The organism is Clostridium sp. CTA-5, from assembly GCF_054768135.1.
In genome coordinates, this window is record NZ_BAAAAT010000006.1 from 43,833 (window position 1) to 64,416 (window position 20,584).

Sequence of the window (20,584 nt, forward strand, 5' to 3'; positions counted from 1 at the left end):
CCTCAAAATCTTTATTTATAAGTATCCTTCATTAAAAGATAACTTTTAATGAAGGATTAAAGTCTAAAATAAGTATATTATATTTAATTATTCAGCACTTTTTACAGCTTTAGCTTGAGCTATTAATTCAGGTAAAACCTTAGTAACATCTCCAACTATAGCATAATCTGCAACTTGCATAATTGGTGCAGTTTCATCTTTATTGATAGCTATAATCATATCTGAATCTTGCATACCAGCAACGTGTTGGATAGCTCCTGAAATACCACAAGCTATATAGATTGATGGTCTTACAGTCTTACCAGTTTGACCAACTTGGTAATCTCTTTCTATCCATCCATTATCAATAGCAGCTCTTGATCCAGCTACAGATCCATCTAAAACTTCTGCTAATTCTTGTAATAATGCGAAGTTTTCTTTTGAACCTACTCCTCTACCACCAGCTACAAGTATCTTAGCTTCTGATATATCTACAACATCTTTGTGTGCTTTAATGATTTCTATAACTTTAGTTCTAACATCGCTATCAGCAAGTTTTATTTCAACTTTTTCTATTTTACAATTACTTGCATCAGTGTTGATTTTTCCAAAAACTCCTGGTCTTACTGTAGCCATTTGTGGTCTATGTTCTGGACAAGCAATTGTAGCCATTAAGTTACCACCAAATGCTGGTCTAGTAGCTAATAAAGCTCCACCTTCAACTTCAACATCTAATGATGTACAGTCTGCTGTTAATCCAGTTGATAATCTAGCTGCTACTCTTGGACCTAAATCTCTTCCAATGAAAGTAGCTCCTATAAATAATATTCCTGGTTTTCTTTCATTAGCTAAGTCACAAATAACTTTTGTGTAAGCATCAGTAGTATAGTGTTCTAAGTTTTTGTCTTCTGCAACTAAAACTTCATCTGCACCATGTTCTCCTAATGTTTTAGCTAAGTTTTCAATATTATTACCTAATAATAAAGCTGTTAACTTAACTCCTAATTTATCTGCAATCTTTCTACCTTCACCAAGTAATTCTAAAGATACTTTTTGTAATTCGCCTTCTCTTTGTTCTGCAAAGACCCAAACGCCTTTGTAATCTGCTATATTCATATTAAATTACCCTCCTATTATCTTAGATGTAGTGTTTTTCTTGTAATTTGCCTAATACATAAGTTACTGCTTCTTTAGCTGGTTTGTTTACAACTTCGCCTGCACCCTTAACTTCTTTAGTCATTGACTTCTTAACCTTTGTAGGTGAACCTTTAAGTCCTAATTCAGACTTATCTACATCTATATCATCTGCACTCATAACTTTGATTTGATCATCGCTAGTAGAGAATATATTTGCAACATGCATGTATCTTGCTTCATTTAATTCTTCTATTGCAGTTAATAGACATGGAGTTTTTATTTCAATCTTTTCAAATCCATCTTCTAATGCTCTGTTTACTAATAATGTTCCTGCTTCCTTAACTTCAACACCTTGAACGTAAGTAACTTGAGGAATATTTAAATGTTCAGCAATTTCTGGTCCAACTTGAGCAGTATCTCCATCAATCGCTTGTCTTCCAGCAAATACTAAATCATAGTCTAATTTAGCTATTACTCCAGCTAATGCTTTTGAAGTAGCTAAAGTATCAGCTCCTCCTAATGCTCTATCTGTTAATAAGATAGCTTCATCAGCACCCATACATAATGCTTCTCTTAATGTAGCCTTAGCCATTGGAAGACCCATGCTTATAACAGTTACCTTTGCACCAACAGTTTCTTTTAATTGTAATGCACCTTCTAAAGCGTGTTTATCTTCTGGATTCATAATTGATGGAACTCCATCTCTTATTAATGTACCTGTCTTTGGATCAATCTTTACGGCTGTAGTATCTGGAACTTGTTTAACACAAACTACTATATTCATTATAAAAGTCCTCCCTATCTTAAAATGCTTCCTGCGATAACCATTTTTTGAACTTCTGAAGTTCCTTCATAAATTTCAGTTATCTTAGCATCTCTCATCATTCTTTCTACTGGGTAATCCTTAGTGTAACCATATCCACCAAAGATTTGAACTGCTTTAGTTGTAACATCCATTGCAACTTCTGCAGCAAATAATTTAGCTCTTGCAGCATCTATTGAGTATGGTTCTCCATTTTGTTTTTTGCATGCAGCTTTATATACTAAATGTCTTGCAGCTTCTATCTTAACATCCATTTCAGCAATGTACCATTGTAAACCTTGTTGAGCTGATAATGGTCTTCTGAATTGTTTTCTTTCTTTCATGTAGTTAACAGCTTCTTCAAAAGCACCTTCTGCAATACCTAATGCTTGAGCAGCTATACCAATTCTTCCTCCATCAAGAGTTTTCATTGCTATACCAAATCCTTTACCTTCTTTACCAAGTAAGTTTTCTTTTGGTACTATACAATCTTCCATTACAAGTTCAGTAGTTGAAGATCCTCTTATTCCCATTTTATCTTCTAATTTACCGATTGAGAATCCTGGGAAACTCTTTTCAACGATAAATGCAGAGATTCCTTTAGTTCCTTGGCTCTTATCAGTCATAGCAAATATTATGAAAGTTTCAGCAACTCCACCATTAGTTATGAAGATTTTAGATCCGTTTAATACATAGTGATCTCCATCTAATACAGCTGTTGTTTGTTGTCCAGCAGCATCTGTTCCAGCACCTGGTTCAGTTAAACCAAAAGCACCTATTTTCTTACCTTGAGCAAGTTCAGGTAAATATTTTTCTTTTTGAGCTGGAGTACCATGTTCATTAATTACTGATGCACATAATGAAGTATGAGCTGAAACTATAACACCAGTTGTAGCACACACTTTTGATAATTCTTCAACAGTCATTATGTATGAAAGAACATCTCCACCTGCTCCTCCAACTTCTTTTGAAAATGGAATACCCATTATACCTAACTTAGCCATTTTTTCAACGTTTTCCATTGGGAATCTTTCAGTTTCATCCACTTCAGCAGCAATTGGTTTTACTTCGTTTTGTGCGAATTCTCTAACCATTTGTTGTACTAATTCTTGTTCTCTAGTTAATTGGAAATTCATTAAATTACCCTCCTTATTGATTACACTCTATTGATGATCGATTATATATAAATCTTTAATAGATTTTTAACTTAAATAATATTATTTATTTTGGAAATTCTTTTCTCTTCTTTCTAAGAATGCAGTCATTCCTTCTGTTTGATCTTCAGAAGCAAAACATTTTCCAAAATCTTCAGCTTCAATTAGGACTGCTTTATCTATAGAAACTTGCATACCTCTATTGATTGCATCTTTGCAAAGTTTAACAGCTATTGGAGCATTTGCTATTATTTTATTAGCCATAGCTTTTGCTTCATCCATTAAACTTTCTAATGAAACTACTTTATTAACTAATCCTATTCTATAAGCTTCTTCTGCTTTGATTATATCGCATGTATAAATCATTTCTTTAGCTTTTCCTAGTCCTACTATTCTAGCTAATCTTTGAGTTCCACCAAATCCAGGTGTTATTCCAAGACCTGCTTCTGGTTGACCGAATTTTGCTTTTTCTGAAGCTATTCTTATATCACAAGACATAGCTAATTCACATCCACCGCCAAGAGCAAATCCTGAGATAGCTGCGATTACTGGCTTGTCTAAATTTTCCAATCTTAAAAATACTTTATTTCCTAATTCTCCAAATTCTCTACCTTGGTTTTCATTAAGATCTTTCATTTCTGAAATATCAGCTCCAGCAACAAAAGATTTTTCTCCTGAACCAGTTAATATAACTGCGTATACATTATTATCTTTTTCTAAATCTTCTAATACAGTATCTAAATCTTTTAATGTTTCTGAATTTAATGCATTTAAAGCTTTTGGTCTATTGATTGTGACAATTGCTAAATGTCCTTCTTTTTCAAGAACCACATTTTTTAATTCCATAGTTATAGTCCTCCTTTAAATTTTAATATTTATATTTATAAATTAATAATTAACAAAAATTATAATTATTATTTATTATTTATCAAATTTATTTTTACTTATATATTAATTACATGGACTAGCATTGTTATAATATTAACAAATCTTCTTAAAAATAAAATTTTTGCACATTTATTTTAGTCTTACTAATTATTGTTATAATATTAACAATTCATTACAAAAAAAATAATCAAATATATCCAATCCAACCTTAATTTAAATTATAATACTTAACTATATTATTTGCAATAAGATATTCTGTTATTAACAGATTTTTTATAATGTTCGCATAATTCATACTAATTTTATTCTAACTATTCTTCTTATATATAATTAATTTATCAATTATTGTTGATGCAATTGATAAATTAGCGTAGATACACTTTCACTCAAATGAACATTTTCTACTTTAACATCATCAGGCACTTGTAAATCTATTGGTGCAAAATTCCAAATCCCTCTGATTCCACCTCTAACTAATTCATCTGATACTTTTTGAGCACTCTTTTTAGGTACACATATAACCCCAATATCTATAGATTGACAGCTTAAAAATTTGCCTAACTCATCAATATCTCTAATCTCAATATCTCTAATTTTCATTCCTATTAACTTAGGATTTGCATCAAAAATTGCCGTAATCATAATTCCTAATTTATCGAATCTACTATAATTCGCAATTGCTTGCCCAATATTTCCTGCTCCAATTAATACAGCATTATACTCTTTATCTAGTCCCAATATAGAATTGATTTGAGCATACAAGTCCCTAACATTGTATCCATATCCTTGTTGGCCAAAATCTCCAAAACAATTTAAATCTTGCCTTATTTGTGATGCTGTAAAACCTATTTTTTGTCCTAGTTCTTTTGAAGAAATTCGATCTACATCATTTTTCATAAGTTCATTGAGATACCTATGATATTTAGGCAATCTCTTAATTACTGCCATAGATATATTCTTATTCTTTTCCATACACTTTCTCCTTATTTAATATTATCTATTTTAATATTATATATATTTAAAAATATTTAATCTATTTTTTCACAATCTTAATAATTTATTGTATATATTCTTTTTTTCTTTTTCTTTTTTTCTTTTTTCAATGTTAACTAAAATAATTTTAAATGTTCAACCAAAATTTGAAATCCCATTAGAATTAAAATTATTCCTCCCATGATTTCTGCTTTGTCTTTAAGTAAATTTCCAACTATTTTCCCAATATATACAGCTACTAAACTAATAATAAATGTAATTATCCCTATAAAAAAAGCCGCAGTTAATATATTAACACTTAAAAAAGCAAAACTCACTCCAATTGCTAAAGCATCTATACTTGTTGCAATTGCTAATATTAAAAATCTCTTATTGGAATTTATATCAATATTTTCTTCATCTTCTTCTCCAAATAAAGATTCATAAATCATCTTTCCTCCTACAATGCTTAATAAAATAAATGCAATCCAATGATCCCATTCTTGTATATATTGGTTAAATCCGTATCCTAAACTCCACCCAATTAAAGGCATTATTGCTTGGAAACCACCAAAATATATACCGGCTTTTAATGCAGTCCGTTTTTTTTCATTTTCAGAAACTTTAAGACCTGTAGTAAGAGATATAGCAAAAGCATCCATAGCTAAACCTATTGATATAAATATAATTGTTACAATTGGCATTTACTGTCCTCCATAGTTTATCATAATATAAAAACTTAATTTTTTCTAGTTTTATCTCATATAATATATTTTTTTCTGAAATCTCAGTATACTTTTTTAAATTTTTATTGTCAATTAAATAATTTGTTTTCAAATTATTTTTAATCAAATTAAAAAAGAGCAATTTAATACTTTATATTAAATTGCCCTTTTAATAATTAAATTATTTATGCTTTTAAGGCTCTCATAGAATTTAATACAGCTATTAATGTAACACCAACATCTGCAAAAACAGCCTCCCACATATTAGCCATACCTAATGCTCCAAGAACTAATACAAAAACTTTAACAAGAAGTGAAAATATTATATTTTGCCATAGTATTGAATTGGTTTTTTGTCCTACTTTCACAGCCTGTACTAAAGATAATGGATCATCTTTCATTAAAATAACGTCAGCAGCTTCTATTGCAGCATCAGATCCTATCCCGCCCATCGCTACACCTATATCAGATCTTGCAAGTACAGGTGCATCATTAATTCCATCTCCTACAAAAATCACTTTACCATTTGATTTCTTATTTGAAATTAATTTTTCTACCTTCAAAACTTTATCTACTGGTAAAAGTTCACTTTCAAATTCATCTATACCTAAATCTTTAGAAACTGTTTCAGCTACCGTTTTATTATCTCCACTTAACATAACTATTTTTCTTATACCTAAGCTTTTTAGTTTTTTAATAGCTTCTTTTGAAGTTTCTTTTATTTGGTCTGTAATCAGTAAATTCCCTTTATATTTTCCATCAATTGAAGCATAAATAACTGTTCCTAATTTATTTTCTCTTTCACATTTAATCCCTATATCCTGCATTAACTTAAAATTTCCAAATACGACTTCTTTCCCTTTAACTATAGCTTTAACTCCATAACCTGATAATTCTTCATAATTATCTACATCATTTTTGTCAAAATTACCATTATAAGCTCTAACTATTGATTGTGCTATTGGATGATTAGAGAAACTTTCTGCTAAAGCTGCAAATTTTAATAATTCTTCCTTATTAATATCTACTGCATTAACTTCAGTAACCTCAAATATTCCCTTAGTTAAAGTTCCTGTTTTATCAAATACAACAGTATCTATATTTTTTAAAGCTTCAAGATAGTTTCCACCCTTAACTAATATTCCTTTTTTTGATGCTCCACCAATTCCTGCAAATAAGCCTAAAGGAACTGATATAACTAGAGCACATGGACAAGATATAACTAAAAATATTAATGCTCTATAAAGCCATTTTGAAAATTCTTCTCCTGAAATTATAATTGGAGGAATTATTGCTACTGATATAGCTAAAAATACAACTATAGGAGTATACTTTCTTGAAAACTTAGTAATAAATTGTTCCGTAGGTGCTTTTTTATTACTTGCATTTTCAACCATGTCCAAAATTTTAGAAATAGTAGATTCTCCAAAGTTTTTTGTAACCTTAATTTTTATCACTGAATTTAAATTAATACTTCCTGATAAAATATCATTATTTTTATATACTTCTCTAGGAATTGATTCTCCTGTTAATGCTGAAGTATCTACAAGACCTTCTCCTTCTACTATTGTTCCATCAAGAGGAACTCTTTCCCCCGGTCTAACTATTATTAAATCTCCAACTTTAACTTGTTTTGGTGATACCCTACGTTCTCCATTTTTAGTTAAAACATTAGCATACTCTGGTCTAATATTCATTAGAGATGTAATTGATTTTCTAGATTTATTTACGGCATATCCTTGTAGTAACTCTCCTATTTTATAAAATATCATAACCCCTACTGCTTCAGGATATTCACCTATAGCTAATGCACCTAATGTCGCTATACTCATTAAAAAGTTCTCATCAAAGACTTCTCCTCTTAAGATATTTTTAAAAGCAATCCTTAGTACATTTCCTCCTATTAAAACATAGCTTAAAATAAATACACTTATATTTAAATAGGTATCTTCTCTAAATATAATTGCTATAATATATAGTATAATTCCTATAATAGACATCATATTTTCTTGATTAAAAAATTTTATAAATTTATTAGTAGCTAATGATTTATCTTTTTTAAAATTTTTACTACCATCAATTTTATTTAAAGGAGCCTTATTTGCTTTAAGCTTAACATTATATCTCTTTATATTGTTACCATCTCTTCTATATTTACTAACAATAACATCTGGCTCTAATTCTTTAACTATATTTTTAACTTTATTTATAATTTTTTCTGAATCAGATTCTTTAATTGGTTGTATTGTAATTATTCCAAGTGAAAAATTCATGTTAGCTTCACTTACTTCTTCTAAATTATTTACTCTTTTTTCAATTTTGTCAGCACAATTAGCACAATTTAAACCTTTTAACAATAATTTAATGTCATTTGCCACTCTCTATCATCTCCTATTCAATAATATGTTTAAATCCTTCATCAAATATGTGTTTTATATGTTCATCATCTAATGAATAGTAAATTACCTTACCATCTCTTCTGAATTTAACTAACCTAGCAGATTTAAGTGTTCTTAATTGATGAGATATTGCTGATTGAGTCATTCCTAAAAGTGCAGCCATATCACAAACACACATTTCTGATTCAAATAAAGCACATATTATTTTAATTCTTGTAGAATCTCCGAAAACTTTAAATAATTCAGCTAAATCATATAATGTTTCTTCTTTAGGTAATAAATCCTTAACCTTCTTTACCGTTTCCTCATGTATAACATTACAATTGCACTTTTCTATTTCAATTTCATTTTTTTTCATAATTACTTCCTCCAAAAACATGTTCATATGTTTGATTGTTCATATGTTTAATTATATTATATGTATTTTAGTGCACTTTTGCAACTAAAAAAGAAGTTTATTTAAAAAATAAACTTCTTTGTTTAAATAAATAGATTGTTGCAAACTAAATGCAGCAGTCCATTCTTTTTTAGTTTTATTAAAAATTTTATACAACTCTTCCTGAAGTACTTTCATTAAAAAGTACATTATTTAAAATCATGTTTACTATACTATCACATACATAATATGAATAAGTTAAATCATTTTTATAATCTAAAGATCCTTTATATTGCTCTTGTAAATCCAAAATAAATTCTTTAACATTATCTACAGTAACATTTGAAGTTATTATACCGGTTGGTTTAAATTCTTTAGCTATCTTACCTAAATCTTTTTCATATACCATATGATTTTTAACTTGAATAGTATTTTTAAATTCCCATCTATAATAATGAGGAGCACAAAAATAATCACATAAAAAATGACATACGACTCCAATTTCTTCACTAAACTTTCCAATAGAAATTTTATAATAAATATCTCCTAAAGATAATGAAGCTAATTTTATTATCTTATCAACCATTACATCAATACTTTCATCAAAATAATGTTTCATTAACTTATATTTTGATGCACAATCTGGCTTTATATTCCCCCATATAAATCTATAATCATTAATTAAATAAACACTTTTACTATTGGCATAAGTTAAAATGTTTTGTCCAATGATTTTATGTGTATTAATCATCAACCTAATACCACATCCTCTAAATAAATTTTTTCAATACCCAATAAATTATATTAATAAATAAACCTAATAATACTATTAATTATATATGTTCTAATTAAGTTAATACATTTATAATTTTTTATTTAATTTTTATAAAACATAAATATCTACATTAATATTATCTAATTAGAATCATATATATATAATAATTTTATATTAACACTTTTACAATGGTTTTTTCTATCATTTTCTTCTATATTAATCCAATATATTAATAATAATATATTTTAATTATTATCTTGTAAAATAATTTAGAAATAAAAGCAAAAAGTATAAGTCTTAATTTCAAAACTTATACTTTTATAATTATTTTTTAATTTTACAAAAAATTAATATATTTACCTTCTTTTCCTAATTTGTTTAATAAATGTTTTATTTCTTGATCTTTATTTTTATCCATAACTAATATTACATCTCCAGCATCTACTATTACTAAATCTTTCACTCCAAAACCTATTATTAAATTCTTATCTCCAAATACAGAACAATTTTCACAATCTTCTATATAAACATTTTGAGATATACTATTATTCCTATTTTTTCCTAAGAATCTACTTAAAGCATTAAAACTCCCTATATCATCCCAGTTAAAATCACATTTTATCACATATGCTTTTCTTGTCCTTTGCATGACTCCAAAATCTATAGAGATTCCATCAATAAGACTATACTCTTGTTTTATTACTTCTTCTTCATCATCTTCTCCTACGTGTTTATATATTTCCATTAATGATTTATGCATTTTAGGCAGATATTTTTCTATTTCTCTTAGTATCACATCTGCTCTAAAAATAAACATTCCAGAATTCCATAAATAAGTGCCTTTTAATATAAAATCTTTAGCTACTTCTAAATTAGGCTTTTCTGTAAATCTAGCTATTTTATAAGTGGATATATTACCACTAGTTCTATCGCCCATTTCTATATATCCATAACCTGTTTCTGGACGCGTTGGTTCTATACCTAAAGTTACTATACATCGCCTCTTATTTGCCATATCAACTGCTTGCGATAAAGTATCAATATATTCTTTTTCCCCTTGAATATAGTGGTCAGATGGTAAAACTACCATAACTGCATCTGCATCTTGTTTTAATAATTTAACAGCTGAAAGACCTATACATGTAGCAGTCTCCTTATTTGCTGGTTCTATAAAAATATTTTCTTCATTTATTTCCCTAATTTCTTCTTTTATTTTATCTTTATAATCCTTGTTGGTTACAACATAAATATTTTCTTTATTTATTAAAGACTTTATTCTATCTACTGTATTTACTAAAAAGCTTTTTTCATTAATAACTTTTAAAAATTGTTTTGGTTGATTGGCTCTTGAGAGAGGATATAATCTACTGCCTTTACCTCCAGCTAAAATCAGCCCGTATATCACGCGTTTTCAACTCCATGTAATGATATTAATTCAATATATGTTTAAATATTAACATTTGTGAAAAAACAACTCTACTAATAAAGCTATATAAAAAATTTTTTTTAAAATTTTTTATATAGCTTTATATTTATTATTTATTTAACTTTTTATATTTTTCCACAGCACTTTTTATATTTCTTACCACTACCACATATACATGGATCATTTCTTCCTACAGATTTTTCAGATTTTACGGTATTATTTTTACCATTTATCTCATTGATAGTCGCACCTTTATATCTCCATAGTCTAATATTATTAATAAACTTATTAGTTATAACTTCTATATAATTTTTAAGATTATTATTATCTGAATTTATTAAATCTAACAAGCCTTTTATAGCCTTACTAGGTTCATTATCTTGAACATCAAATGATAAATCACTCATTATTTGTATTGTCATATCTTTATTAATTTCAAATGTATCTGTAAATTCTTTGAAAAATGTTTTTCCAAACTTAGTTGTATATAACCATTTTTCATCAATACAAGATATTAATTCTTCTTTTTTAATCATAGCATAATCTAGATCATTATTATTTTTATTTATATCTTCAACTAAATCAGACCAATTCTCTATATTATTATTTATAAAAAATGATTTTTCTTCTCTATATTCTTTATAAAAATATTGTCCTTCTTTTATTATATTTTCTATTTCAAAATCATCTATATTTTTAATGCAATATCTATTTATTAAGTCTTTTATAGATTTAGATTCTACAACACCATAAGCCTTATTCATACCTCTATAAAGCTTTAATATTTCTCCATTTAATCTTATTGTATCTTTATACTGTTGGGTATCCATTTGTGTTACTAATTTTTGAACTACTTTAGGCATTAAAAATACTGCTCTTTCATCCTTTAATGATGGGAAAATTAATCCTTGTTGCATGAAATAAGCAGTTTTCCCTAATTCATATTCGTTAATTTCATCAAAAATTTTCATTCCACCATTATTAACATAACTTTTTAAAATCTCATATCTTTCTTCTTCAAAAAAATTAAATTGTCGTTCTATTAATGGCTTATACTCTGTAAGAACTCTTTCAATAAGTTTATCTTTATTCAAAGTGGATATCTTACTCATTCCAATATTTCTAGCTACACTATATATTGAATCTTTAGATAAAGAGTTTAATTGCTCTTCTATATTAAAAGAATATACGCCTTTAGCAAACATTCTATCCATCTTACTAGCATATTTTTCAAATAAATCTTCAACCATATTTTCATATAAATCTACTGATTCATCTGTTATATTTTCATGTTGTTCTTTATTATCATAATCTGTTTTATTCAAGTAACTATTTCTCCTTTTTCCTAGGTAATTTTATCTACAAATATACATTTTATTATAAAATTTAAAATTTATCTACATAGTTAAATATATAAGTTCCAATAAAATTTGTTAATTAGTATAAATCTTAGACTGTTTTATAAATACAATCACTCACTAATATACTTAGGAACTTATATAAAATTTTATAGAAAATTAAGTATCTTTTCTTTATTCTTAATTACTTCATTATATCCATTATTATAAATTTCTTTTAACTTAACTTTATTTCTTTCAAAACGCCCTATGTTCATATCGATACTTGGGCGTATAATCAATGCTTTACCGTTATTTTCTAGCTCTTTACAAGCATCTAATTGCTTATTGTATTCTATATGCCTATTTTTTAATACATCTGCTAAGTGTGGATATTTATTTTTATATAATTTATAAGTTAATTTATTAATTTTAGATTCTTTTTTTCTATATCCTTCATTTCTTGTTAAAACTATTATATTCTTATCATTTCCATCACTTAAAGACTTATTAATTGGTATAGCATCTAAAAGTCCTCCATCTGCATAATAATTATTATTTAGTTTTACAAATGGAAATAATAGAGGAATAGAACAAGTAGCTCTTAATATTAAATTTTTTTCTTCTAAACTTTCCTTATCAAAATATTCAACCTTACCTGTAAGAATATTAAAACTTCCAGCTAAGACTTTACCATCAAATTTATTAAATGTTTTATAATCAAATGGACAATGCTTATTAGGGATTTCATCAAAAACAAAATCCATATCCATTATAGATTTACATTTTAAAAGATTTTTATATCCAACATATCTTTGATGATTTATAAATCTCTCCATAACTTCTAAATTTCGTCCTCTTTGTTTTGAAGCAAATGAATAACCATTAGTAATTCCTGCAGAAACTCCCACGATGTATTTTATATCTAATTTTATATCTATTAGTGCATCTAAAACTCCTGCTGTAAAGAGGCCTCTAAAAGCTCCACCTTCTAATACAAGTCCTGTCATATGTTATATCTCCCTTTAATTTATATACTATTAAATTTTATAAGTACTTAAATATACAAATATATCTCACTCAATTATACGTCAATTTTTATCTTTTTTCTATTTAGGCACATGAAAATAAATAACACTCCAAAAGTAGCAATGGATATTTTTCATCAAGCAAGGAGTAAAATTCATCTAAATTGCAGACTTATAAAATCATAATCTTATGTATAAAAAAATCGCTAAGCGACTGTGGAGCGTCGATTTTTTTAGCCATGCACCCTTTCCAAACGTAGTACAAGAATAATGGTGCGGCATATGATTATTTTTTATTCTTTATGTGATACTTATAATACCTATAAAAAAAAATATTCTAAAAGTTATCCTCAGATTTTAAAATATATAAATTCCTAAAGAATAAAAAAAGATTATCTCAAAACATCTTAAATTTTGAGATAATCCTTTATTATTTTATAATTCATATAAATCTATATCTCCAAAAGAACACTACTATTCCTCCTACTAATACATAAATCAAACATATTTTTACTGTTGAATTAAGAATTTTTCCTTCACTATCAACTAATCCTGTAGCTGCAGTTGCTACTGCTATACTTTGAGGTGAAATCATTTTTCCGCCAGTTGCACCTAAGATATTACTAGCAGCAAGCCAATACTGACTTATTCCTACTGACTTTGCAGCTTCAACTTGAAGTTCTCCAAATAAAATATTAGATGAAGTATCACTCCCTGTTACAAATGTTCCTAACGCACCTATAATTGGTGATATAAAAGGATAATATGCTCCTGTAGCTAAAACTAACACCTCAGCTATAGATTTAATCATCCCACTATAACCCATTATCTTAGCTAATGCTATAATGGATATTATAGTAATTGCTGGCTTATACATTTCTTTTATTGTTTCCCACAAAATTGATGTTATTTTTTTAAAATTAACACCCTGTATAAGACCACCAATATATGCTGCTATTATAATTAATGTTCCAGGATTTACAATCCAAGAAAAAGTATATGGTTTTGCATCTATACCTTTATAAATATATACTGAAGTTTTTATATTGGATAAAGGTCTGTATATGCAAGGACAAAATGGTGAGAAAATAATTATAAACAAAAATATTAAAATAAATGGACTCCAAGCTAAAATAATATTTTTAATTGATAGTTTCTCATTATTTTGTACAATTTGAATTGCATAATTATCATCTTTAGCTTCTTTATAATATTTTTTTGCAATGAATATAGTTAATCCCATTGAAATAGCTCCACCTACAACACCAGGTAACTCTCCTCCCAAATATTTAGCAACTATAATTTGTGGTAAAGCAAATCCTAATCCTGACACTAATGTTATTCCAATAATACCTTTGATAGCTTTTATATTTTTTCCAGTTAATATAATTAAAATAAACGGTATGATAATTATTAATGGTGCTAATTGAATGCTTATAATATAAGATAATTTTTGTATATCTAATGATGTTACTTTAGCTAAAGTTGTAACTGGTAAACCGATTGCTCCAAATGCTGTTGGTGTTGTATTAGCTATTAAACAAATAATAGCTGCAAATACTGGTTCAAATCCTAATCCAGCAAGTATACTTGCTGGTATTGTTACTGCCGTACCCATTCCAGATAATGATTCAAGAAATCCTCCAAACCCCCAAGCTAAAATTAATACCAATATCCTTTTATCATTAGTTACACCTGTCATAATATTCTTTATTATTTCCATACTTCCTGTATACTCTGATAAATTATATATAAAAACAGCTGCTATAATTATAAGAATTATAGGCCATAACGCTAATGCAGCTCCTTCTAATGCAGAAGTAATTGCTTCCTTCATATTCATTTTCCAAATAAAAATAGCTAGTAAAAATGTAATTAAAAGTGCTGTAGGACATGCTTTATATCCTGGTATTTTTAATTTTCCTAAAGAAATCATTATCCATAAAATAGGAATGCATGCTATTACAAAATATAAGTACATCAATTAATCCTCCGATTTAATTCCTTAATAACAGTCATTTCTTAAAATTCATTTCATATTCCCCTATATGTAACACTTTAATTTTGAGCTATATTTTAAGCGAATCTTAATATTGTAGTATAAGCTCATGGGCAGGGGCATTTACTTTAATAACTCTAAAATAAAATTAGTAAATACAATTAAATTTAGTGTACACAAAAGATTTTTTTCTTATACTAAAAAATCACTGTTAATATTTAGATTCTATACTTGAAAAACTCTTATAAGGCACATTCAAAATATCTCATTTACCTTAGCTTTTATCATTCTTTCAGTCTTCAAAAATTCTATTCTTTTCTAGATATTAAAAAAAGAGCATCTTAAAATAATTTAGAAAATTATTTTAAGATAACTCTTTTATTGTAAATTTAATTTTATTCAAATACTTTTCCAGGGTTTAATATGTTTTTAGGATCAAATGCTAACTTTATTCCCTTCATTACTGGGAATATTTCTCTTGAAAGTGATTGTTCTAAGTATGGCTTTTTAGCAAATCCAATTCCATGTTCTCCAGATACTTGTCCTTTTAATTCTTTTGATCTATCGTACATATCTTTCATAACTAATTCAAGTTTTTCTTTCCATACACTTTCATTTAAATCATCTTTTAATATATAAATATGCAAATTTCCGTCTCCTGCATGTCCAAAGCTCTTTATTCTGATATTAAATTTTTTCTCAAGTTCATGAGTAAATTTAACAAATTCACCTATTTTATTTCTAGGTACTACTACATCAACTTCATCCATTTCAGTAGTTAAAGCCTTTATAGCTTCAAGGAAACATCCTCTAGCAGACCATATTGATTCTTGTCTTTCTTCTGTATCAGATATGAATACATCTATAGCACCTGCATCTAAACATATCTTCGCAACATTTTCATAAGCTTTTTCAATCTCTTCTGTAGAGTTTCCATCAAAAGTTAATAATAAATATGCATCTGAAGACTTATCTGGAAAACTCTTACCCAAAAATTCTTCTGCTGCTAATATAGCATCTCTTTGCATAAATTCGATTGCTGTAGGTATTGATTTAGATTTAATTATTTTTGGTACAGTGTCTATAGCATTTTCAAGAGTTGGGAATGGTATAAGTAAACTTAATGCCTTTTTAGGAAGTGGTAATAATCTTAATATAGCTTTTGTTACTATACCTAATGTTCCTTCTGAGCCTACCATTAAATCTTTTAATGAATATCCTGAACTATTCTTAACCACTTTTCCACCTAATTGTACTACTTCTCCATTTGGAAGTACTACTTCAAGACCTCTAACATAGTCTCTAGTAACACCATACTTAACGGCTCTCATTCCTCCTGCATTAGTACTTATGTTTCCACCAATTGTTGCAGATTTTTCTCCTGGATCTGGTGGATAAAATAAATCAAATTCTTCAACGTATTTACCTATCTCCATAAGTAATACACCTGGTTCTAATGTAAGGGTAAGATTTTCTTCATCTAACTCTAATATTTTATTCATTCTACAAAGATCTATAACTATTCCACCTTTAATTGGAACAGCGGCTCCAACAAGTCCTGTACCAGATCCTCTTGGTGTAACTGCTATGCTATTTTCATAAGCATATTTCATTACTTTTGAAACTTCTTCTGTACTTATAGGTTGAATTACTATGTCAGGCATTTTCTTTATTCCGCCTAATTCATCATGGCTATAATCTTCGTTTATTTCATCCCCAAAGAAAACTCTTTCTTTATCATTTTCTGCAATAGATAATATATATTCATAATCTTTAACTTCAACATCTTTATAAGTCATAGCCTTATGCCTCCTTGCTCATCTTTATTTTTTCTATAATTTGTGGAACTATTTCATAAAGATTTCCTACCACACCGTAATGTGCAACCTTAAATATTGGTGCTTTTTCATCACTATTAATAGCAAAAATATAATCTGAATTATTCATACCTGCTGAAAATTGTACCGCTCCAGAAATTCCGCATGTTATTATTAATCTTGGTCTAACAGTTCTACCACTTAACCCTATTTGTTTCTTAGCATCTACCCATCCTGCTTCAATTAAAGGTCTAGTACATGCAAATTCACCGCCTAATAAATTTGCCAATTCTTTTATCATCTCTAAATCTTTTTCTGATTTAACACCTCTGCCCGCTGCAACAATTATTTCAGCATCACTTATTCCAACTTCTGTATCTTTCGCTTTAACTTCTAATACATTAATGCCAGATTTAAGCTTTTCATCTTTAATATCACATTGAATTATCTCACCACTAATATCATTTGTTCTTTCAGGAGCTGTCATTACTTTATATCTAACAGTTGCAAGTTGTGGTCTAGAATTAGGAGTAACTATTTGAGCCATTATATTTCCACCAAATGCTGGTCTAATTTGTACTAAATCTGTATTCTCTTTTATATCAAGGATTGTGCAATCTGCTGTAAGACCTGTTCTAAATCTAGCTGCAATTCTAGGTGCAAGTGATCTACCTATAGTTGTTGCCCCAACTAATATTGCTGAAGGTTTTACATTATTAATAAAATCTTCAAATGCCGCAGCATATGGTTCTATTCTAAAGTCTTTTAAGCTTTCTTTATCATATACAAATACTTTATTTACACCATAATGTAATAACTCTTCTGCTTCATCAGTTATTTTATCGCCAATAAATACACAGTAAACAGGTTGATTTATTTTTCCTGCTAATTCTCTTGCTTTACCTATCAATTCATAAGTGACTGGATGAATTTTACCATTTACATGATCAACATATACAGCAATTCCTTTCCAAAGACTCTTATCAATTTGTTTAACTTCATCCTCTACATATTCAACTGCACCCTTTGGTCCTTTTTTAACACAAAGTTTGCACATTTTGCATGCTCCATTTATTTCAACTTTTCCATTATTTATTTCAAGAGCACCAAATGGACATATTTTAATTAGCTCTTCTTGATTAGTTATTTTTTCTTGATTTACAACTAATTTTGCCATAACTTCTTCCCCCTTAAAAAAATCCTTTAACCTTTTTAAAATTATTTATAAATATCTAAGCCAAATATCTGTTATATAAACTGTTTATATTAGTAAATTACTCATTTTAAATTAAAACTTATACGAATTTTAATTCTTTTAATTTATTATTTATTTTTTCACTTAACTCATTTGAAGAACCTGTCCACATTTCTCTGTCAGTATTAACTTCTGGTGGGAATATTCTTTCAACCTGTGTAGGTGAACCATTTAAGCCATACTTCTTTTCATTTTTATCTTCAAAATTATCTAAATTTATAACTGCAATATCTTTATCCTTTGTTTCAACTTTTTTCTTATAAGATGGTAATCTTGGTTCAAATATTCCTTTATCTACAGTTATTAAACAAGGATAAGCTATCTCAACAACCTCTAAAGTTTCAGGCATATCCATTTCAACTACAATTGAGTGATCTTTTACTTCTATAATTTTTTCTACATTTGCTACATGAGGAATATTTAAATATTCAGCCATTTCTGGTCCTACTTGAGCAGTGTCTCCATCAGTTGTTTGTTTTCCACAAATTATAAGTTCAAAGTCTCCCATACTCCTTACACCTTGTGATATTGTATATGAAGTGGCTAAAACATCTGCACCACCAAATCTTCTATCGGATAATAAAGTCCCATCATCTGCTCCCATCATATAAGCTTCTTTAATTACGCTAAGAGCTTGATTAGGCCCCATACTTAATACTTTGACACTGCCACCTTTACTTTCTTTAATTCTAAGTGCTGTTTCAAGTGCATATAAATCATAAGGATTCATTTTTGAATCAATTCCATCTCTTTTTAATACTCCTGTAACTTCATCAACTTCTACTTTAGAAGTTCCTGGTACTTGTTTAATACAAACTAAAATATTCATAAAAATACCTCCTAAAAACTATATTTTAAAATCCAAATATTGGGCCACAGAAAAATACTATTAATCCTGATAACACAATGTAAAATAGACAAACTTTTAAGGTTGAATTTAATATTTTCCCCTCATTTCCAACAAGATTAGTAGCTGCAGTTGCAACTGCTATACTTTGTGGGGAAATCATCTTTCCTGCGGTAGCTCCCATTACATTACCACCTGCAATCCAATATGGATTTGCTCCTATTGCATTTGCAGCTTGTACCTGTAATTCTCCATAAAACCAAAATTCTTTTATCTGTTGTTACCCCTGTCATCATCCTTTTTATAACATCCATACTTCCTGTATGAATTGATAAGTTATAAGTGAAAACTGCTGCTATAATTACAAGTATTATTGGCCATATCGCTAATGCGAAACCTTCTAAGCTTGCAGTTAAGGTATCTGTAATATTCATTTTCCAAACGAATATTGCTAGTAATAATGTTATCAAAAAAGCAACTGGGCATGCCTTATGACCTGGTATTTTAAGTTTTCCAAGTGATATCATAAGACAGATAATAGGAATACAAGCTAGAAAAAATAACATGTACACATTTATCCCTTCATTTTGGTAATATATCATACCAATATATAATTGGTAATACCATTTATATATTCATTATAATCCTTAATTTTTCCCATGTAAATAATTGTTATTATATTAACAGAAAACATTTACATGAATTTTATAGTTATAAAGTTACAATATTATACATTATTCTGTGTTTCTTCCTCTAATTTTTAAACTTAGAATATGTTAAAAATAAATAGATTTATATATTAAAAATACCTATAAAATTATATTTTTAATTTTATAGGTATACTTCATTGATATTTTATTAACAATATTTTAGGTCTTTTATCTCAATTTTTATAATCATATCTTTAATATCCATATGCTTTCCATATTAAGTCAAAATGTTCATGCATAGCTTCAGATACTTTATCTTTATCTTTAATCTTTAATGCTTTAACTATATTTTCATGTATTGATAATAATTTTTCTCTATTATTTCCTTCATGAAGAATTTGCATTCTAGATGTTCTTATAAATTCATCCATAAGCTGAGATATAACTTCAAGTATATTAATTAATAAAACATTTCTTGATGCTTTTGCCATTACATAATGGAATTTAATATCTAATTCAAGACTTTCTTCTTCAGTTGCAGATTCATACATTCTATCTAATATAGCATTTAAATGCTCCATCTCTGTATCCTTTATATTTTCAGCTGCTAATCTTGCACATTCCAATTCTAATGTTTTTCTTAAATCATACATTTCTTCAAGGGAACTTTCTTGAAGCATAAACATAACCGAAAGAGGTTCAAAAAGTGAATTATTAAAATTAGTTCTTATATAATTACCTGCTCCTTGTCTGCTTTCTATAAGACCTATTACTTCTAAAGCTTTAATTGCCTCTCTTACAGATGTACGTGATACTGAAAGTAATTCTGCCATTTCTCTTTCTGATGGAAGTTTATCTCCTTTTTTTATTTCACCACTTTTTATTTTACTTTTTATTTGTTCTATAACTTGATCATACACCCTTGGTGTCTTAATTGATGTGAACATAATAATTAATCCCTTCTTTGAAATAATATCTTTAATTACATTATAACTAAAACTTTATATTAATTACTAGT

At 27.9% G+C, this 20,584-nt stretch carries 18 protein-coding genes and 1 pseudogene; all 19 read right to left on the reverse strand.

Going from position 1 to position 20,584, the window contains the following annotated elements; translation table 11 throughout:
- Window positions 1-87 precede the first annotated feature (87 nt).
- A complete protein-coding gene (locus ACYUET_RS12635) occupies window positions 88-1,095 on the reverse strand; it encodes an electron transfer flavoprotein subunit alpha/FixB family protein (protein ID WP_460280124.1) in 1,008 nt (335 codons plus the stop codon).
- A gap of 22 nt (window positions 1,096-1,117) precedes the next feature.
- On the reverse strand, window positions 1,118-1,900 hold the full coding sequence (locus ACYUET_RS12640; protein ID WP_460280126.1) for an electron transfer flavoprotein subunit beta/FixA family protein: 783 nt from the start codon (window positions 1,898-1,900) through the stop codon (window positions 1,118-1,120).
- Window positions 1,901-1,914: 14 nt separating this feature from the next.
- On the reverse strand, window positions 1,915-3,054 hold the full coding sequence (locus tag ACYUET_RS12645; RefSeq protein ID WP_460280128.1) for an acyl-CoA dehydrogenase: 1,140 nt from the start codon (window positions 3,052-3,054) through the stop codon (window positions 1,915-1,917).
- Between the two features lie 81 nt (window positions 3,055-3,135).
- Window positions 3,136-3,918: a short-chain-enoyl-CoA hydratase gene (locus ACYUET_RS12650; protein WP_460280129.1), complete on the reverse strand. Its 783-nt coding sequence runs from the start codon at window positions 3,916-3,918 to the stop codon at window positions 3,136-3,138.
- 384 nt (window positions 3,919-4,302) lie between these two features.
- Window positions 4,303-4,932, reverse strand: a complete 630-nt coding sequence (locus ACYUET_RS12655; RefSeq protein WP_460280131.1) for a redox-sensing transcriptional repressor Rex — start codon at window positions 4,930-4,932, stop codon at window positions 4,303-4,305.
- A gap of 137 nt (window positions 4,933-5,069) precedes the next feature.
- Window positions 5,070-5,636 carry a manganese efflux pump MntP gene (locus tag ACYUET_RS12660; RefSeq protein WP_460280133.1) on the reverse strand — a complete coding sequence of 189 codons (567 nt, stop codon included), beginning with the start codon at window positions 5,634-5,636 and terminating at the stop codon, window positions 5,070-5,072.
- Window positions 5,637-5,842: 206 nt separating this feature from the next.
- Window positions 5,843-8,035 (reverse strand): heavy metal translocating P-type ATPase, encoded by a 2,193-nt coding sequence (locus ACYUET_RS12665; RefSeq protein ID WP_460280135.1) that lies wholly within the window; start codon window positions 8,033-8,035, stop codon window positions 5,843-5,845.
- Between the two features lie 13 nt (window positions 8,036-8,048).
- Complete coding sequence (locus tag ACYUET_RS12670; RefSeq protein WP_460280137.1) at window positions 8,049-8,414, reverse strand: ArsR/SmtB family transcription factor; 366 nt, start codon at window positions 8,412-8,414, stop codon at window positions 8,049-8,051.
- A gap of 187 nt (window positions 8,415-8,601) precedes the next feature.
- A complete protein-coding gene (locus tag ACYUET_RS12675) occupies window positions 8,602-9,183 on the reverse strand; it encodes a zinc dependent phospholipase C family protein (RefSeq protein WP_460280333.1) in 582 nt (193 codons plus the stop codon).
- Between the two features lie 361 nt (window positions 9,184-9,544).
- Window positions 9,545-10,612: a mannose-1-phosphate guanylyltransferase gene (locus ACYUET_RS12680; RefSeq protein WP_460280139.1), complete on the reverse strand. Its 1,068-nt coding sequence runs from the start codon at window positions 10,610-10,612 to the stop codon at window positions 9,545-9,547.
- 146 nt (window positions 10,613-10,758) lie between these two features.
- Window positions 10,759-11,958, reverse strand: a complete 1,200-nt coding sequence (locus ACYUET_RS12685) for an SEC-C metal-binding domain-containing protein (RefSeq protein ID WP_460280141.1) — start codon at window positions 11,956-11,958, stop codon at window positions 10,759-10,761.
- A 182-nt stretch (window positions 11,959-12,140) separates the two neighbouring features.
- Window positions 12,141-12,980, reverse strand: a complete 840-nt coding sequence (locus tag ACYUET_RS12690; protein WP_460280143.1) for a patatin-like phospholipase family protein — start codon at window positions 12,978-12,980, stop codon at window positions 12,141-12,143.
- Between the two features lie 460 nt (window positions 12,981-13,440).
- Window positions 13,441-14,979: an L-lactate permease gene (locus ACYUET_RS12695; RefSeq protein WP_460280145.1), complete on the reverse strand. Its 1,539-nt coding sequence runs from the start codon at window positions 14,977-14,979 to the stop codon at window positions 13,441-13,443.
- A 413-nt stretch (window positions 14,980-15,392) separates the two neighbouring features.
- Window positions 15,393-16,796: an FAD-binding oxidoreductase gene (locus ACYUET_RS12700; RefSeq protein ID WP_460280147.1), complete on the reverse strand. Its 1,404-nt coding sequence runs from the start codon at window positions 16,794-16,796 to the stop codon at window positions 15,393-15,395.
- Between the two features lie 4 nt (window positions 16,797-16,800).
- Entirely contained in the window at window positions 16,801-17,991 is a 1,191-nt protein-coding gene (locus ACYUET_RS12705) for an electron transfer flavoprotein subunit alpha/FixB family protein (protein WP_460280149.1), read from the reverse strand.
- A gap of 118 nt (window positions 17,992-18,109) precedes the next feature.
- The gene (locus tag ACYUET_RS12710) at window positions 18,110-18,898 is read right to left on the reverse strand and encodes an electron transfer flavoprotein subunit beta/FixA family protein (protein WP_460280151.1); all 789 of its coding nucleotides are present in this window, start codon (window positions 18,896-18,898) and stop codon (window positions 18,110-18,112) included.
- Window positions 18,899-18,923: 25 nt separating this feature from the next.
- A complete protein-coding gene (locus ACYUET_RS12715; RefSeq protein WP_460280335.1) occupies window positions 18,924-19,190 on the reverse strand; it encodes an L-lactate permease in 267 nt (88 codons plus the stop codon).
- A pseudogene (locus ACYUET_RS12720) lies at window positions 19,171-19,494 on the reverse strand (L-lactate permease); the annotation flags it as partial. The gene ACYUET_RS12715 and the pseudogene ACYUET_RS12720, both read right to left, overlap by 20 nt.
- A 326-nt stretch (window positions 19,495-19,820) precedes the next feature.
- Complete coding sequence (locus ACYUET_RS12725; protein ID WP_460280153.1) at window positions 19,821-20,513, reverse strand: FadR/GntR family transcriptional regulator; 693 nt, start codon at window positions 20,511-20,513, stop codon at window positions 19,821-19,823.
- Window positions 20,514-20,584 lie beyond the last annotated feature (71 nt).

What these genes read in the sequence shown, in the direction of transcription:
- ACYUET_RS12635 (WP_460280124.1), bottom strand. Translation starts at nt 1,095, where the DNA reads ATGAATATAGCAGATTACAAAGGCGTTTGGGTCTTTGCAGAACAAAGA.
- ACYUET_RS12640 (WP_460280126.1), bottom strand. Translation starts at nt 1,900, where the DNA reads ATGAATATAGTAGTTTGTGTTAAACAAGTTCCAGATACTACAGCCGTA.
- ACYUET_RS12645 (WP_460280128.1), bottom strand. Translation starts at nt 3,054, where the DNA reads ATGAATTTCCAATTAACTAGAGAACAAGAATTAGTACAACAAATGGTT.
- ACYUET_RS12650 (WP_460280129.1), bottom strand. Translation starts at nt 3,918, where the DNA reads ATGGAATTAAAAAATGTGGTTCTTGAAAAAGAAGGACATTTAGCAATT.
- ACYUET_RS12655 (WP_460280131.1), bottom strand. Translation starts at nt 4,932, where the DNA reads ATGGAAAAGAATAAGAATATATCTATGGCAGTAATTAAGAGATTGCCT.
- ACYUET_RS12660 (WP_460280133.1), bottom strand. Translation starts at nt 5,636, where the DNA reads ATGCCAATTGTAACAATTATATTTATATCAATAGGTTTAGCTATGGAT.
- ACYUET_RS12670 (WP_460280137.1), bottom strand. Translation starts at nt 8,414, where the DNA reads ATGAAAAAAAATGAAATTGAAATAGAAAAGTGCAATTGTAATGTTATA.
- ACYUET_RS12675 (WP_460280333.1), bottom strand. Translation starts at nt 9,183, where the DNA reads ATGATTAATACACATAAAATCATTGGACAAAACATTTTAACTTATGCC.
- ACYUET_RS12690 (WP_460280143.1), bottom strand. Translation starts at nt 12,980, where the DNA reads ATGACAGGACTTGTATTAGAAGGTGGAGCTTTTAGAGGCCTCTTTACA.
- ACYUET_RS12695 (WP_460280145.1), bottom strand. Translation starts at nt 14,979, where the DNA reads ATGTACTTATATTTTGTAATAGCATGCATTCCTATTTTATGGATAATG.
- ACYUET_RS12700 (WP_460280147.1), bottom strand. Translation starts at nt 16,796, where the DNA reads ATGACTTATAAAGATGTTGAAGTTAAAGATTATGAATATATATTATCT.
- ACYUET_RS12705 (WP_460280149.1), bottom strand. Translation starts at nt 17,991, where the DNA reads ATGGCAAAATTAGTTGTAAATCAAGAAAAAATAACTAATCAAGAAGAG.
- ACYUET_RS12710 (WP_460280151.1), bottom strand. Translation starts at nt 18,898, where the DNA reads ATGAATATTTTAGTTTGTATTAAACAAGTACCAGGAACTTCTAAAGTA.
- ACYUET_RS12725 (WP_460280153.1), bottom strand. Translation starts at nt 20,513, where the DNA reads ATGTTCACATCAATTAAGACACCAAGGGTGTATGATCAAGTTATAGAA.